The organism is Pseudomonas sp. TUM22785, assembly GCF_028198105.1.
In the GTDB taxonomy this organism is placed as follows: domain Bacteria; phylum Pseudomonadota; class Gammaproteobacteria; order Pseudomonadales; family Pseudomonadaceae; genus Metapseudomonas; species Metapseudomonas solani.
On the sequence record NZ_CP116239.1, the window covers coordinates 2,845,063 to 2,858,516 of the forward strand.

Consider the following 13,454-nt stretch of genomic DNA (forward strand, 5'->3'; position numbering starts at 1 on the left):
GGCCGGCTTCAGGGGAGCTGGCCGCCCTGGCGCTGCTGCGCCTGCTGCCGCAGCTTGCCGATCTCGTCCTGGGTGATGCGGCCGTCGTGGTTGGCGTCCAGGCGCTGGAACTGCTGTTCGGCGTGGGCCATGTACTCCTCGCGGGAGATGGCGCCGTCGCCGTTGCCGTCCATGGCCTTGATGCGTTCCTGCATGCGCTCCTGGAGCATCTCGCGGCGGCTGCCGTCGCCGGCGGCCTGGGCGCTGAGGCTGGCGCCGAGGAGCAGGGCCAGGCACAGGCTGGGGATGGGGTTCATGGAATCACCTCAGGGGTTCGGGGTCAGGGTGAGGCTGCCGGTGCGGGTCTCGCCCTGGTTGCCGGTCACGCTGCGGGAAAGGGTGTGGCTATCGCGATCCAAACTGTAGCTGGCCGAGCGTTGTGCCGTCTCGCCCGCTGCGTTGGTGACCTGGGTCTGGCGGGTGAGGCCGTCGTCGCCACGCTGGCTCTGTTGGCTGAAGCTGCCGCTGCGGCCGTCGCTGGTGGTCCAGGTGCCGTTGCTCTGGCCGTCGGTGCGGGTGCCTTCGAGGGTGACGCCACGGCCATCGGCACCGCTGCTGCTGCGGCTGAACTGGCCGCTGTCGCGGTCGTAGCGGGTGGTGCTGTTGGTGCTGGCACTGCGGCCGTCGGCGCCGGTGACGCTACGCTGGCGGGTCAGCCCGTCGGCCAGGTTGCCGCTGCGCTGGGTTTGCCAGCTGCCGGCCTGGCCACGGCCGGTGACGAAGCCGCCCGCGTGTTGGCGTTCCCTGGCCTCGGCCAGGCCGGCGCATAGCAAGAGCAGGCAGAGCAGGTGGGGCAGGGCGTTGCGCAGGGGGGCGTTCATGGGAGCCTCGTTGCCGGGGAAAGGACGGGTTCGAGGGTTGTACGCCGGCGATGGCGGGGTACCTGCGATTATTTTTCGCAGGCACCAGGATGGGCCGGCTGTCGGGTACCGCTCCGTGCGATCGGGTGCTCCGCTTGGTGGATGGGTGAAGCGTCATCCACCCTGCGCGGCTTCGACCGTGGCGTTGGCGGTAAGAGCTTGGTGATCAGTTGGCGGAGCCGGCACCGAGATGGGCCGGATGTAGGGTGGATGGCGCTCTTTTCATCCACCAGGCGATCGTGCAGCACGCGCGCATGCCCGCCTCGTGGGCGCGAATTCCTTCGCGATGGAACCTCCGGCCACCCCTCAGCCGGCTGCCAGCGGGTGGTCTTTCGCGGCTGAAGCCGCTCCCACAGGAGGGGCCCGCCGTTGTAGGTCGGGCGCAACCCGACGGGGCCGTGCGCAAGGTCACGCGGGTTTCACCCGCCCTACAGACTGAAAATCAAGGCTGCCTTCCCCGGAAAGACGCGATGAACCTTATTTTTCGAAGGCACCAGGATGGGCCGGCTGTCGGGTACCGCTCCGTGCGATCGGGTGCTCCGCTTGGTGGATGGGTGAAGCGTCATCCACCCGCAGCGGCGACCGTGGTGCTGGAGTGGGGGCACAGAGGTGGGCCGATTTAGGGTGGATGACGCTCTTTTCATCCACCGGCGGAGCCCGGCGTGACCACGGATGCTGGGCTGGCTGGTGATGCGGTGTTCACCCTACGGCTGCGGCGCCAGGGCATTGCTGCAGGCGGTGATCACGGCGTCGTCGGCCTTGAGGCGGTCGGGGAGGAAGTCGCGGAGGAATTCCACCCAGGTGCGGATCTTCGCGTCGAGGAACTGCCGCGACGGATAGAGGGCGTAGATGCCCAGGGGGAACAGGCTGTGACGCGGCAGCACGCGCACCAGGCTGCCGTCGGCCAGGCCCTTCACGGCGGAGTACACCGGCAGCACGCCGATGCCCATGCCGGCGATCAGCGCCTCGGTCATGGCGTCGGCGGTGTTGGCCTGGAAGGGGGTGTGGTTGATGGAGATCATCTGCTGCCCGTCCGGGCCCTCGAATAGCCATTTGTCCAGGGCCATCACCGAGTTCACCAGGCGCAGGCAGCGGTGCTGGGTGAGGTCCGACGGCTGGCGCGGGGCGCCGTGTTTCGCGATGTAGGCGGGGGAGGCGCAGAGCACGCTGTAGGTGGTGCCGAGCTGCTTGGAGATGAAGCCCGAGTCGGGCAGCTCCTGGGCGATCACCACCGAGATGTCGTAGCCCTCGTCGAGGATATCGGTGGTGCGGTTGGCCAGCGTCAGGTCGAAGCTGACGTCGGGGTAGGTCTCGCTGTACTGGGCGATGGCCTTGATCAGGTAGTGCTGGCCGATGCCGGTCATGGCGTGGACCTTGAGGTTGCCGGCGGGGCGGGCGTGGGCTTCGCTGGCTTCGGCTTCGGCTTCCTCTATGTAGCCGAGGATCTGCTCGCAGCGCAGCAGGTAGCGCTGGCCGGCTTCGGTGAGGGCGATGCGACGGGTGGTGCGGTGCAGCAGGCGGGTACGCAGGTGGGTTTCCAGGGTGGCCACGGCGCGCGATACGTAGGAGGTGGTCAGGTCGAGACGGGCCGCCGCTGCGGTGAAGCTGCCGGTTTCGGCCACGCAGACGAAGGCGCGCATGTTGAAGAGGATGTCCATTGAGGGCTCCGACCTGGAAGGGATGCGAATTCTGGCATGAAGTGCCGAGGGGATTATGGCCGATCAGTACACAATGAATCGCCTATCCGAGCGCTTATCCTGGCCCCGGGCCACACATAGAATCGCCGCCGTTTCGGGCCTCTCGGCCCTTGCCTCAGGATGTGCCGCACGTGCCCCGCAATCGTCGGCCCGGGTTGACCCGAGCCAGTCTGTTCGCCGTCTTCCCGCTTCTGTGTTCCTGCATCGATTCCTCCGGCCTCGCGCCATCCTCCCGGCCCCTGAACGCCCATGAACTGGCGCCGGGCGCGGCCATCAGCACCGCCCAGGCCGAGGCCGGCTGGCCCGCCGGGCAGTGGTGGCGCGCCTATGGCGACCCGCAGCTGGACCGCTGGATGGACCGCGCCTTGGCCGGCAGCCCGAGCCTGGCCATGGCTGCTGCGCGGGTGCGCCAGGCACAGGCACGGGCCGGGGTGGTGGAAGCCGACGAGGCGCCGCAACTGGGCCTGGACGCCAGCCTGCAACGCAAGCGCTGGCCCGACGATGCCTTCTATGGCCCCGGCGACCTGGCCCGCAGCAGCAGCTGGAACAACTCCAGCCAGCTGGGCTTCAGCTACCCGCTGGATCTCTGGGGGCGCGAGCGCAGCCGCGGCGAGTCGGCTCTCGACCAGGCCCGGGCGACGGCGAGCGATGCGCGCCTGGCGGCCCTGGAGCTGCAGGGCAACCTGGTGCGCAGCTACATAGGCCTGGCCCTGCACCACGCCGAGCTGGATATCGCCGAAGCCGAGCTGGCCCGCCAGGAACAGTTGCTGGCGCTGACCCGCCAGCGCCGCCACGACGGCATCGGCACCGGCCTGGAGGAGACCCGCGCCGGGATGGGCCTGCCCGAGGCCCACCGGCAGATCGACCTGCTGCACGAGGCCATCGAACTGGACCGCAACCAGCTCGCCGCCCTGGCCGGTGCGGGCCCGGGGGAGGGCGAGGCCCTGCAACGCCCGGCGCTGTCGCCACTGCTGGACCTGGGTCTGCCGCCGCGCCTGCCCCTGGAGCTGCTCGGCCACCGGCCGGACCTGGTGGCCGCGCGCTGGCGGGTGGCGGCCGAGGCGCGGGGCATCGAGGCGGCGAAGGCGGACTTCTACCCCAACGTGGACCTGCTCGGCGGCCTCGGCACCTCGGCGGTGCAGGGCGGGGTGCTGGACTTCCTGCGCTACGACAAGCTGACCTGGGGCCTGGGCCCGGCGCTGTCCCTGCCCGTCTATGACGGTGGCTTGCGCCGTGGCCGCCTGGCCGAGGCGGGGGCCGGCTACGACCTGGCGGTGGAGGGCTACAACCAGGCGCTGGTGCTGGCGATCAAGGGCGTGGCCGATGCCCTGGTGCGGCTGAAGTCCCTGCGCGAGCAGCAGCACCTGGCCGCCGAGTCGGTGGCCCAGGCGCAACACGCCTTCGACCTGGCCCAGCTGGCCCGCCAGCGCGGCCTCACCGACCAGCGCGCGGTGCTGGAGGCGCAACCGGCGCTGCTCCAGGCCCAGCGCCTGCAGCAGCAGGTGCGCGCCGCGCGCCTGGTGGCCCAGGCCGACCTGTTGCTGCAACTGGGCGGCGGCGTGCTGCCGGTGGCCGCCGGCCCTCAGCCGGCGCGACTGACGCCCAGCGAACCCACGCTGCACATCCCCCATCCCTGAGAAACGACCATGACCACAACCTTGCGCCGCGACCTGGCCAGCTGGGCGCGCACCGAGGGCCTGACCTGGGTGTTCATCCTCAAGGCCCTGCTCACCGCCTTCATCGCCCTGTGGCTGGCCTACCGCCTGGAGCTGCCGCAGCCCGGCACCGTGCTGGTGACGGTGTTCATCGTCATGCAGCCGCAGAGCGGCCAGGTCTTGGCCAAGAGCTTCTACCGCATCATCGGCACCCTGCTGGGGCTGACGGTGATGGTGGCGCTGATCGCCCTGTTCAACCAGGAGCGGGTGCTGTTCATGCTCAGCGTGGCCATCTGGATCGGCCTGTGCACCGCCGGTGCCGCGCGCTACCGGGACTTTCGCGGCTACGCCTGCGTGCTGGCCGGCTACACGGCGGTGATCATCGGCCTGCCGGCGACCCTGCACCCGGAAGGCGCCTTCATGCAGGCGCTGTGGCGGGTGCTGGAGATCACCCTGGGCATCCTCTGCACCGGGCTGGTGAACGCCCTGGTGCTGCCGCAGACCAGCAGCGCCGATCTGCGCGCCACCTTGCAGGCGCGCTTCCGCGACTTCGCCGCCTTCGCCTGCGAGGGGCTGGCCGGGCGCCTGGACAGCGAGCGCTTCGAGGCCCTCAACGCGCGCTTCGCCGCCGCTGCCGTGGGCCTGGAGAACCTGCGCAACGCCACCGCCTTCGAAGACCCGCACATGCGCCTGCGTGCCGGGCGCCTGGGGCGGCTGAACAACGAGTTCATGGTGCTTTCCACGCGCTTCCATGCCCTGCACCAGTTGCTCAACCGCCTGGCCGCGACCGTGGAACCGACCGGCCAACTGGTGCGCGAGGCCCTGGCGCCCTGCCTGGCGGAAGTGGCCGCGCTGCTGGCCGCCCAGCGCGAAAGCCTGGGCAGCGACGCCGAGGCGGCGGAGTTCGCCGGGCGCCTGGCGGCCTGCCGGCAGGAACTGATGCAGCTGATCCGCGCCGGGCGCGGACGCCTGGCCATGCAGCAGGTGGACGAGGCCGGCGCGCTGGATTTCGATACCGCCGCCGAGCTGCTGTTCCGCTTCGTCGACGACCTCCACAGCTACGCCCTGACCCTGGCCTCGCTGCTGGACCACCGCCACGCCCGCGAGGACTGGCGGGAGAGCTTCCGCCCCCGCGCCAACTCCCTGGCCGCCGCCGTGGCCGGCATGCGCAGCAGCCTGCTGATCCTCGCCCTGGGCACCTTCTGGATGGCCACCGCCTGGCCGGCCGGGGAGACCTTCACCATGACCGTGGGGATGATCTCGGCACTGGCGTCGTCATCCTCCAACCCCAAGCGCCTGGCCCTGCAGCTGACCATCGGCGCCACCGGCGGCGCCCTCGCCGGTATCGCGACCACCTTCTGGGTGCTGCCCTGGCTGGACGGCTTCGCCATGCTCTGCTGCGCCCTGGCGCCCACCTTCGCCCTGGGCGCGCTGCTGCTGTCGCGCAGCCAGTGGTCGGGCTACGGCGTCGGTCTGCTGGTGTGGTTCTGCCTGCTGTCGCTGCCGGCCAACCTCACCCACTACGACCCCTACCGGCTGTTCAACGAGTACCTGGCGGTGCTGCTGTCCATGACCCTGGCCACCCTGGCGGCGGCGCTGATCCTGCCGCCCAACCGGCCCTGGTTGTGGCGGCGCCTGGAGCACGACCTGCGCCTGTGCGCGGTGCACACCGTGAGCGGGCGCATCCGTGGGCTGGTGAGCGGCTTCGAGAGCGGCACCCGGGACCTGCTGGCCCAGGCCTATGCCTTCTCCGCCGGGCGCCCGGACGTGCAGCGCCGCCTGCTGCGCTGGATGTATGCGGTGCAGGAGGTGGGCCACGCGGTGATCGAGCTGCGCCTGGAGCAGGCACGGCTGCCGGCGCTGTCCTGCTATGCCGAGTCGATGCCCTGGCGGCAATCGGTGCGGGTGATGGGGCGGGCGCTGATCCGCCTGCTGATCCAGCCCGGCGAGGGCAACCGCCTGCGCGCGCTGCAGGCGGTTGAGCAGGCCATCGAGGCGGTGCGCACCACCCCTGAGCCCTGTGCGCCGCAGTTCGAGACCTCGCCCTTGCGCCGCCTGCAGAGCTACCTGCACTTCATCCGCACCTCCTTGCTCGACCCGCTGGCGCCCTGGGCTGATGCCCTCGAGCCGGCACCTGCCCCGGTACTCGCCCATGCCACGTGAGATCGCCCTGCACGGCGTCTACCTGCCCAGCCTGACGCTGCTGTTCCTCCTGGCCCTGGCCGGTGGCTGGGTGCTCGACCGCCTGGCCGCGCGCCTGGGGCTGTACCAGCACGCCTGGCACCCGGTGCTGCTGCGGGTCAGCCTGTTCACCTGCCTGTACGGCGCCCTGGCGCTGGCCACCTACCGTTGAGAGACCCCTGTCCGTGAAACGAATCATCAGTGTCGTCGCGACCCTGCTCATCCTCGCCCTGGCGGTGACCTTGGTGCACCAGCTGTGGCAGCACTACATGGAGTCGGCCTGGACCCGCGACGGCCGGGTGCGCGCCGATGTGATCAACATCGCCCCCGATGTTGCCGGGCTGGTGGTGGAGGTGCCGGTGCGCGACAACCAGGCGGTGAAGGCCGGCGATGTGCTGCTGCGCATCGACTCGTCGCACTACGCGCTGGCGGTGAGCGAGGCCGAGGCGGAGGTGGACGCCGCCCGCGCCGAGCTGGACATGCGCCGCCTCAATGCCCGTCGCCGCGCCGACATGGACGACCTGGTGGTGTCGCGGGAGAGCCGCGAGGACGCCAGCCATATCGCCAACGGCGCCGAGGCCCGTTACCGCCGCGCCCTGGCCCAGCGCGATGCGGCGCGGCTGGACCTGGAACGCACCGAGGTGCGCGCGCCAGTGGACGGCTACGTCACCAACCTCAACATCTACCGGGGCGACTACGCGCGCACCGGCCAGGCCAGCATGGCGCTGGTGGACGGGCGCTCGTTCTACGTCAACGGCTACTTCGAGGAGACCCGCCTGCCGCGCATCCACGTGGGCGCGAAAGTGGAGATGCGCCTGATGAGCGGCGAGCGCCTGCTGGGCCATGTCGACAGCATCGCCCGGGGCATCTACGACCGTGACAACCCCGAGAGCCGCGAGCTGGTGGCGGACGTGAACCCGACCTTCAACTGGGTGCGCCTGGCCCAGCGCGTGCCGGTGCGCATCCACCTGGACGAGGTGCCCGAGGGGTTGGCGCTGTCGGCGGGAATGACCTGCACCGTGGTGGTGGACGAGGGGCAGGGCGCGGACGCTCCGCAGGGCTGAGGGATTGTTGAGCCAGCGGCCACAGTCCTTGTGCTGGATCGGTCTGTAAGCGCCGGGTGGCGCTCCTTAAAATTGTCCTGCCTCCCACGACGAGGCGCACATGCTGATCTACCTCACCGTCCTGCGGTGTTGCGCAGTACCTTCGGCCCGTTCGTGGAGAGCGGGCCGAAGCCCCTCCCTCCAAGGCAATTCGGATAACAGATCAATGAAAGCGTTCATGTTGCTGGCCCTGGCCGGCCTGTCTCCTCTCGTCTTCGCTGCCGCCCCCGAACAACCCGCCCCCGCCGAAACCGAGCCCTACCACTACGGCATGGAGCTGGACATCGCCCGGGTCATCTCCCGCAGCGAAGTCCCTGATGTCTGCGGCGTGGTGCCGGCCTACCTGACCTATGAAGACCACCAGGGCAAGGTTCACCGCCTCGAGTACATGGTGTTCGGCAATGGGTGCTCCAACGGTTGAGCCCAGTTGCTCGACGTGACAGATGCCCGGCCCGATAAGCCGGGCATTGTCGTTTCTGGGGGCCATGGGGCGGCCTGTGTGACGTTTGGATTAAATATCTGACTTGCCGGTCGGAATTCATTATCCTGCGGCACTCTTGCTTGCAGTACAGAACAACCCATCAATAAAAGGATCAATTCCATGGCTCAAGTAACCCTCAAGGGCAACCCCGTCAGCGTCGATGGCCAACTGCCGGCCAAAGGCGCCCAGGCACCGGCTTTCAGCCTGGTCGGCGGCAACCTGGCGGACGTGACCCTGGCCAGCCTGAGCGGCAAGCGCAAGGTGCTGAACATCTTCCCGAGCGTCGACACCCCCACCTGCGCCACCTCCGTGCGCAAGTTCAACACCGAAGCCAGCAAGCTGGCCAACACCGTGGTGCTGTGCATCTCCGCCGACCTGCCGTTCGCCCAGGCGCGCTTCTGCGGCGCTGAAGGCCTGGAAAACGTGATCAACCTGTCCACCATGCGTGGCGCGCAGTTCCTCAAGGACTACGGCGTCGCCATCGCCAACGGCCCCCTGGCCGGCATCGCCGCCCGCGCCGTGGTCGTGCTGGACGAGAATGACAAGGTGCTGCACAGCGAGCTGGTAGGCGAAATCGCCGACGAGCCGAACTACGCAGCCGCCATCGCCGCGCTCTGATCGGGCGAAGGTGACGAAAAAGGGAGGCCATTGGCCTCCCTTTTTCTTTGGGCGCTAATCCGTGGCCAGGCACGGCGTTGAGCCGTGTGTAGGGTGGAGGTCGATTTTACCTCCACCGGCGGTGTTCGGTGGGGCACCGATGGTGGATGGGTGAAGCGTCATCCACCCTACGCACCGGTCGAATTCGTAGGTTGGCGCCGAGCGTAGCGAGGCCCAACGCAGCAGTGTGCAGCCTCGCTGCGGGCATTCTCTGTGGAAGCGGCTTCAGCCGCGAAGGACCCACCGCCAGCACCGGGCTCTGCGAGTGGCTGGATATTTCATCGCGAATGAATTCGCTCCCACCAGGCGGGGCAGCGGAGCGGGGTTCGATATCGCCTGGTGGATGAAAAGAGCGTCATCCACCCTACACAGCGGTTGGCGCCGTAGGGCGGGTGAAACCCGCGTGGTGGTCGGCCGGAGTGTCGGGTTTCACCCGACCTACGAGGGGCTCGGTGTCGTAGGTTGGCGCCGAGCGTAGCGAGGCCCAACGCAGCGATGTCGGGCCTCGCTGCGGGCATTCCCTGTGGGAGCGGCTTCAGCCGCGAAGGGTTCACCGCCGGCACCGGGCTGCGAGTGGGCGGATGTTTCATCGCGAATGAATTCGCTTGTATGTCCTAGGGTGGAACCTGTCGGGGGGCGGAGGGAGCGAAATCGCTTCTGCAAGCCAGACCGTGGGAGATTTCTCCCGCTCCTCACCTCACTGCAAGCGCCGATAAGGAATCCATCGGCTCAGGTCCGCCCCCGAGACCGACCATATCTGCAAGCCTGCGCCATCGTGAGCCCCCGACAGGTCATTCCATCTTGGCCCTGGGAGTTCGTCATGACAATGCAGAGCACCGTAATCGGTATCGATGTCGCCAAAGACAGTCTGAGTCTGTATCGAGCAGATCTGGAGCAAGCCAGAGAGCTCATCAATGAACCGCACGCTATCGCCACCTGGCTCAAGAGCCTGCCTGCAGGTTGCAGCCTGGCCATCGAAGCCACCAACACCTACCACGTTGCCGTCGCCACGCTGGCGCACAAACGTGGCCACAGGGTCTACGTGATCGATGGTTACCGCCTGAGCAACTACCGCAAAGGCATCGGTGGCCGGGTCAAGAACGACCTGAGCGATGCCCGTCTGCTGGCCCGCTACCTGGCTCATGAACAGAAGCAGTTGCACCCCTGGGCGCCGCCGAGCCGCCTGTACCGCAAGCTGCAGGCCCTGTTGCACCGTCGCGCCACCCTGGTGCGAGTAACGACGGCTCTGCGCCTGAGCTTCGCCCAGGATCGCCAATTGGCGGAGGCATTGAAGCCCGTCCTGCAGCAGATGAAAGACCTGGAGCGGACGCTTAACGCAGCGCTGCAATCCACGCTGAAAGAGGCCGGTTTGAGCGCGCAGGCACAACGTTGCCAGGAGATCGAAGGGGTTGGCCCGATCACCGCTGCCGCGCTGAACCTGGCCTTCCTACGGGGCACCTTCCGCAGTAGCGATGCGTTCATCGCCTTTCTCGGGCTGGATGTCCGGGTCAGGGAATCGGGGCGCTACATCGGCCGGCGCAAGCTGACCAAGCAGGGGGATCCGGAGATACGACGGCTACTGCATAACGCCGCCATGGCCGCCAGTCGCACAGCCGCCTGGAAGGAACGCTATCAAGCTTATTTGCAGCGGGGTTTGAAGAAGACCGAGGCCCTAACGATCCTCGCCCGGAAACTGGCCAGAATCGCTTTTGCCCTGATGACCAGCCAACAGCCGTACCGACACCGGGACGCTACGGCTGGTTGACATAGAATCTCCCACGGGTTCCGGCAACAGCTTCGCGAGCAGAGCTCGCTCCTACGGGGCGTGCCAGGGCCGACCGGTCGGCTCCGTAGGGCGGGTGAAGCCCGCTCCCGGGCTGAAGCCCGGGCTACGGGGGAGTGTGGCGCTATAGCGTGAGCTGCAGGCGCTTGACCAGGGCGCCAGGGAGCAGGGAGGAGAGGGTCTGGCGTTCGTCGTAGGTGCTGGCGGAGAGGCGCAGCTGGCGTTCGGCGGTGAGGGCTTCGAGCTGGTCGCCGAGGAGGTCGAAGAGGCTGTCGTCGAAACGCATGGTGCTGACCGGCGCCTGGATGCGGCCGTCCTCCACCCAGAAGGTGGCGAAGCGGGTCATGCCGGTGATGCGGGCGGCGGGCAGGTCGGACCAGTTGAGGTACCAGAGGTTGCCGATGTAGAGCCCGGTGCCGAGGGCGGCGAGGGCGTCGGCTTCGGGCAGGGTGCCGGCGTCCATCACCAGGGCCAGGGGATTTTCGTCGCCGCTGGCGCCGTTGCCGGGCAGGCCGTATTCGCGGGCGCTGCGCGAGCCCACCAGGCGGTCGGTGAGGCGACCCTCCTGGATGAGCGCGACATCGCTGCGCGGCGAGCCTTCGGCGGTGAAGGGCGGCGAGAGGGCGCCGGCCACCTGCTCGTGCAGGCCCAGCAACGGGCTGAAGCGGGCGCCGTCGTCCAGGCGTTGCAGCGGGCTTTCCTTGCTGGCCAGGGCGCGGGCCGAGAAGCCGCCCCAGCAGAGCATGCCGGTGATCTCCTCCAGCGCCGCCGGGGCGATGTAGGCGCGGTAGCCGCCCGGGGCGAGGATGCGCAGGGGCTTGCCCAGGTGCTCCAGCTGGGCGCGGGCGGCGGCGAAGCGGCGGAGGAATTCCTCATCGTTCCAGCCCTGGCCGGCGTAGTCGGCCTTCACCGCCTGGCCGTTGGCGTGGAACAGGCTGAAGTCGAAGTTGAAACAGTGGGCGCTGTGCCAGCCGAAGGCACCCCAGCTGTTGGCGAAGCCCCGGTAGAGCGGGCCGGCGGCGTAGATGCCGACCATGTCCAGGCCTTCGGCGGCGGCGCTGATGCAGGGCAGCACGGCGGCCGGGTCGGGCAGCGGCTGGCTGTCGACATGGCGGCGCTGCCAGGGCGTGCGGTCGGGCATCAGGTAGGGGTCGGGCGGCAGCTGGCCGATCACCGCGCGCAGGCGTTCGAGGCCGTCGGCCAGGCGCTGGCGGTCTTCGTCCGGCTGGCCGGAGAGGGTGACGGCCATCTGCGCCTGGCGCTCGGCGGCGATCAGCTGCAGGGTGGCGCCGGCCTGGGACACATGGCCGGCCTGGCGCACGCGGGCGTGGTTGAAGCGGATGAAGTCGGATTCCTCGGCGCTGTACCAGAGGGTGAAGTCCTCGCCGGGGCGCATGGCCTGGCGCAGGGAGTCGGCGAGGGCGGCGAAGCCGGCTTCGCGGGAGTCGATATGGACGCTCATCAGGCGGCACCTCCGAATACGTCGACCTGGCTGAACACGCAGGCGGGTGAGGCATGGCCCACCCGCACCACCTGGTTGGGCTCGCCCTTGCCGCAGAAGGGCGTGCCGAGCACCTCGAAGGTGCTGGCGTCGCCCACCGCAGCGAGGCTGCGCCAGAAGCTGGCGGAGATGCCCCGGTAGTTGGGGTTCTTCACCACGCCCTTGAGCTCGCCGTTTTCGATGAGCTGGCCCCATTCGCAGCCGAACTGGAACTTGTTGCGCGCGTCGTCGATGGACCAGGAACGGTTGGTGGTCATCAGGATGCCGCGCTCGATGCCGCCGACCAGTTGCTCCAGGCGCTGGTCGCCGGGCTCGATGTTGAGGTTGGCCATGCGGTCGATGGGCGCGCGGTTCCAGTTGCAGGCGCGGCTGTTGGCCACGCCCGGCAAGCCGCTGCGTTGCTGCGAGAGGGCGCCGCCGAGGGGGCGCAGGAGCAGGCCCTTCTCGATCAGGAGGGTCTTCTGCGCGGCGCTGCCGTCGTCGTCGTGGCCGTAGCTGGCCAGCTCCTCGGGGATGCCCGGGTCGAAGCTGACGTTGAGCAGCGCCGAGCCGTACTGGTAGTGGCCGAAGTCTTCCTGGCGGATGAAGCTGGTGCCGGCGTAGTTGCGCTCGTCGCCAAGGATGCGGTCCAGCTCCAGCGGGTGGCCGATGGATTCGTGGATCTGCAGCATCATCTGCTCGGGCATCAGCAGCAGGTCACGGGGGCCTTCCGGGGTGTTGGGCGCCAGCAGCAGCTGCAGCGCCTCGTCGGCCACGCGGGGCGCCGAGCCGCGCAGGCCCAGGCGCCGGATGACCTCGGCGCCGCCCTGCTGGCCGCCGTGGTAGCCACCGAAGCTGCGGGTCTGGCTGTCGTGGCCGTCGAAGGCGGTGACGCTGGCGCCGGGGTAGACGAACTGCAGTTCCTGCCAGTGTTCGGCGCCGGCGCTGTTGAGGTAGAGCTGCTCGTGGCGGTTGACGCTGAGCAGCAGCGTCCAGTTGACCAGACGCGGGTCGGCGGGCACCGCGGCGGACTCCTCGCGCAGCAGCTCGATGCGCTCGGCGATGCCGGGCAGCGGGGTGTCGAGGCCCGGGGAGCGGTACTCGGCGCGGCCCTGGGGCGGGGCGACGCGGGCGTCCACCAGGTTGTGCGGGGCGATCAGCCGGGCGCGGGCCTCGGCCAGGTCGAGGGCGCGCTGCAGGCCTTCGGTGCTGAGGTCGCTGGTGGCGGCATAGGCTTCGACGCCATCGATGCGCACGCTGAGCATGGCGCCCAGGTCGCTGGAGAAGAACGGCGGCTCGGCGACATTGCGCCGTACCCGGCAGTGCTCGCCGCTCTGGCGGACGATGCGCAGGGCGTGGAAGTCGGCGCGGCTGCGCAGGGTGGAGAACTGCTGCTTGAGTCGTTCGAACACGGGGCGCTCCCAATCATCGGCAAGGCAAGCGCGCATGGTCGCGCGGGGCGGCTTCATGGACAAGAGCGGGCGCGGAAAGGAGATGTGACATTTGCGCAGGGAGCCG

General features: G+C 69.0%; 12 protein-coding genes. 7 read left to right on the top strand and 5 right to left on the bottom strand.

All coding sequences use genetic code 11. The features are described from left to right. Positions 1-8: 8 nt before the first annotated feature. The 3 genes from PI990_RS13150 to PI990_RS13160 form a co-directional block, all read right to left on the bottom strand. Positions 9-296, bottom strand: a complete 288-nt coding sequence (locus tag PI990_RS13150) for a hypothetical protein (RefSeq protein WP_271660882.1) — start codon at positions 294-296, stop codon at positions 9-11. A gap of 9 nt (positions 297-305) precedes the next feature. Continuing rightward, the gene (locus PI990_RS13155) at positions 306-860 is read right to left on the bottom strand and encodes a hypothetical protein (RefSeq protein ID WP_271660883.1); all 555 of its coding nucleotides are present in this window, start codon (positions 858-860) and stop codon (positions 306-308) included. A 743-nt stretch (positions 861-1,603) separates the two neighbouring features. Continuing rightward, complete coding sequence (locus PI990_RS13160; RefSeq protein ID WP_271660884.1) at positions 1,604-2,557, bottom strand: LysR family transcriptional regulator; 954 nt, start codon at positions 2,555-2,557, stop codon at positions 1,604-1,606. A 170-nt stretch (positions 2,558-2,727) separates the two neighbouring features. Between PI990_RS13160 and PI990_RS13165 the strand changes: the two genes are divergently transcribed. The 7 genes from PI990_RS13165 (at position 2,728) to PI990_RS13195 (ending at position 10,438) form a co-directional block, all read left to right on the top strand. Then, positions 2,728-4,233, top strand: coding sequence for an efflux transporter outer membrane subunit (locus PI990_RS13165; RefSeq protein ID WP_271660885.1), 1,506 nt, complete (start codon positions 2,728-2,730; stop codon positions 4,231-4,233). Positions 4,234-4,242: 9 nt separating this feature from the next. Then, positions 4,243-6,414: an FUSC family protein gene (locus PI990_RS13170; RefSeq protein WP_271660886.1), complete on the top strand. Its 2,172-nt coding sequence runs from the start codon at positions 4,243-4,245 to the stop codon at positions 6,412-6,414. After that, positions 6,404-6,604: a DUF1656 domain-containing protein gene (locus PI990_RS13175; RefSeq protein ID WP_021219158.1), complete on the top strand. Its 201-nt coding sequence runs from the start codon at positions 6,404-6,406 to the stop codon at positions 6,602-6,604. Before PI990_RS13170 ends, PI990_RS13175 begins: the two co-directional genes overlap by 11 nt. Positions 6,605-6,611: 7 nt before the next feature. Next, positions 6,612-7,496, top strand: coding sequence for an HlyD family secretion protein (locus PI990_RS13180; RefSeq protein WP_184491384.1), 885 nt, complete (start codon positions 6,612-6,614; stop codon positions 7,494-7,496). A 205-nt stretch (positions 7,497-7,701) separates the two neighbouring features. Next, positions 7,702-7,956 (top strand): DUF2790 domain-containing protein, encoded by a 255-nt coding sequence (locus PI990_RS13185; RefSeq protein WP_236232614.1) that lies wholly within the window; start codon positions 7,702-7,704, stop codon positions 7,954-7,956. A 180-nt stretch (positions 7,957-8,136) separates the two neighbouring features. Further along, complete coding sequence (gene tpx, locus PI990_RS13190) at positions 8,137-8,634, top strand: thiol peroxidase (protein ID WP_021219155.1); 498 nt, start codon at positions 8,137-8,139, stop codon at positions 8,632-8,634. An 859-nt stretch (positions 8,635-9,493) separates the two neighbouring features. After that, a complete protein-coding gene (locus PI990_RS13195; RefSeq protein ID WP_271657778.1) occupies positions 9,494-10,438 on the top strand; it encodes a transposase in 945 nt (314 codons plus the stop codon). Between the two features lie 142 nt (positions 10,439-10,580). On the opposite strand, the gene PI990_RS13200 is transcribed toward PI990_RS13195, so the two are convergent. Next, entirely contained in the window at positions 10,581-11,918 is a 1,338-nt protein-coding gene (locus PI990_RS13200) for a TldD/PmbA family protein (RefSeq protein ID WP_271660888.1), read from the bottom strand. Beyond that, positions 11,918-13,348, bottom strand: coding sequence for a TldD/PmbA family protein (locus tag PI990_RS13205; protein WP_271660889.1), 1,431 nt, complete (start codon positions 13,346-13,348; stop codon positions 11,918-11,920). Before PI990_RS13205 ends, PI990_RS13200 begins: the two co-directional genes overlap by 1 nt. Positions 13,349-13,454: the final 106 nt, after the last annotated feature.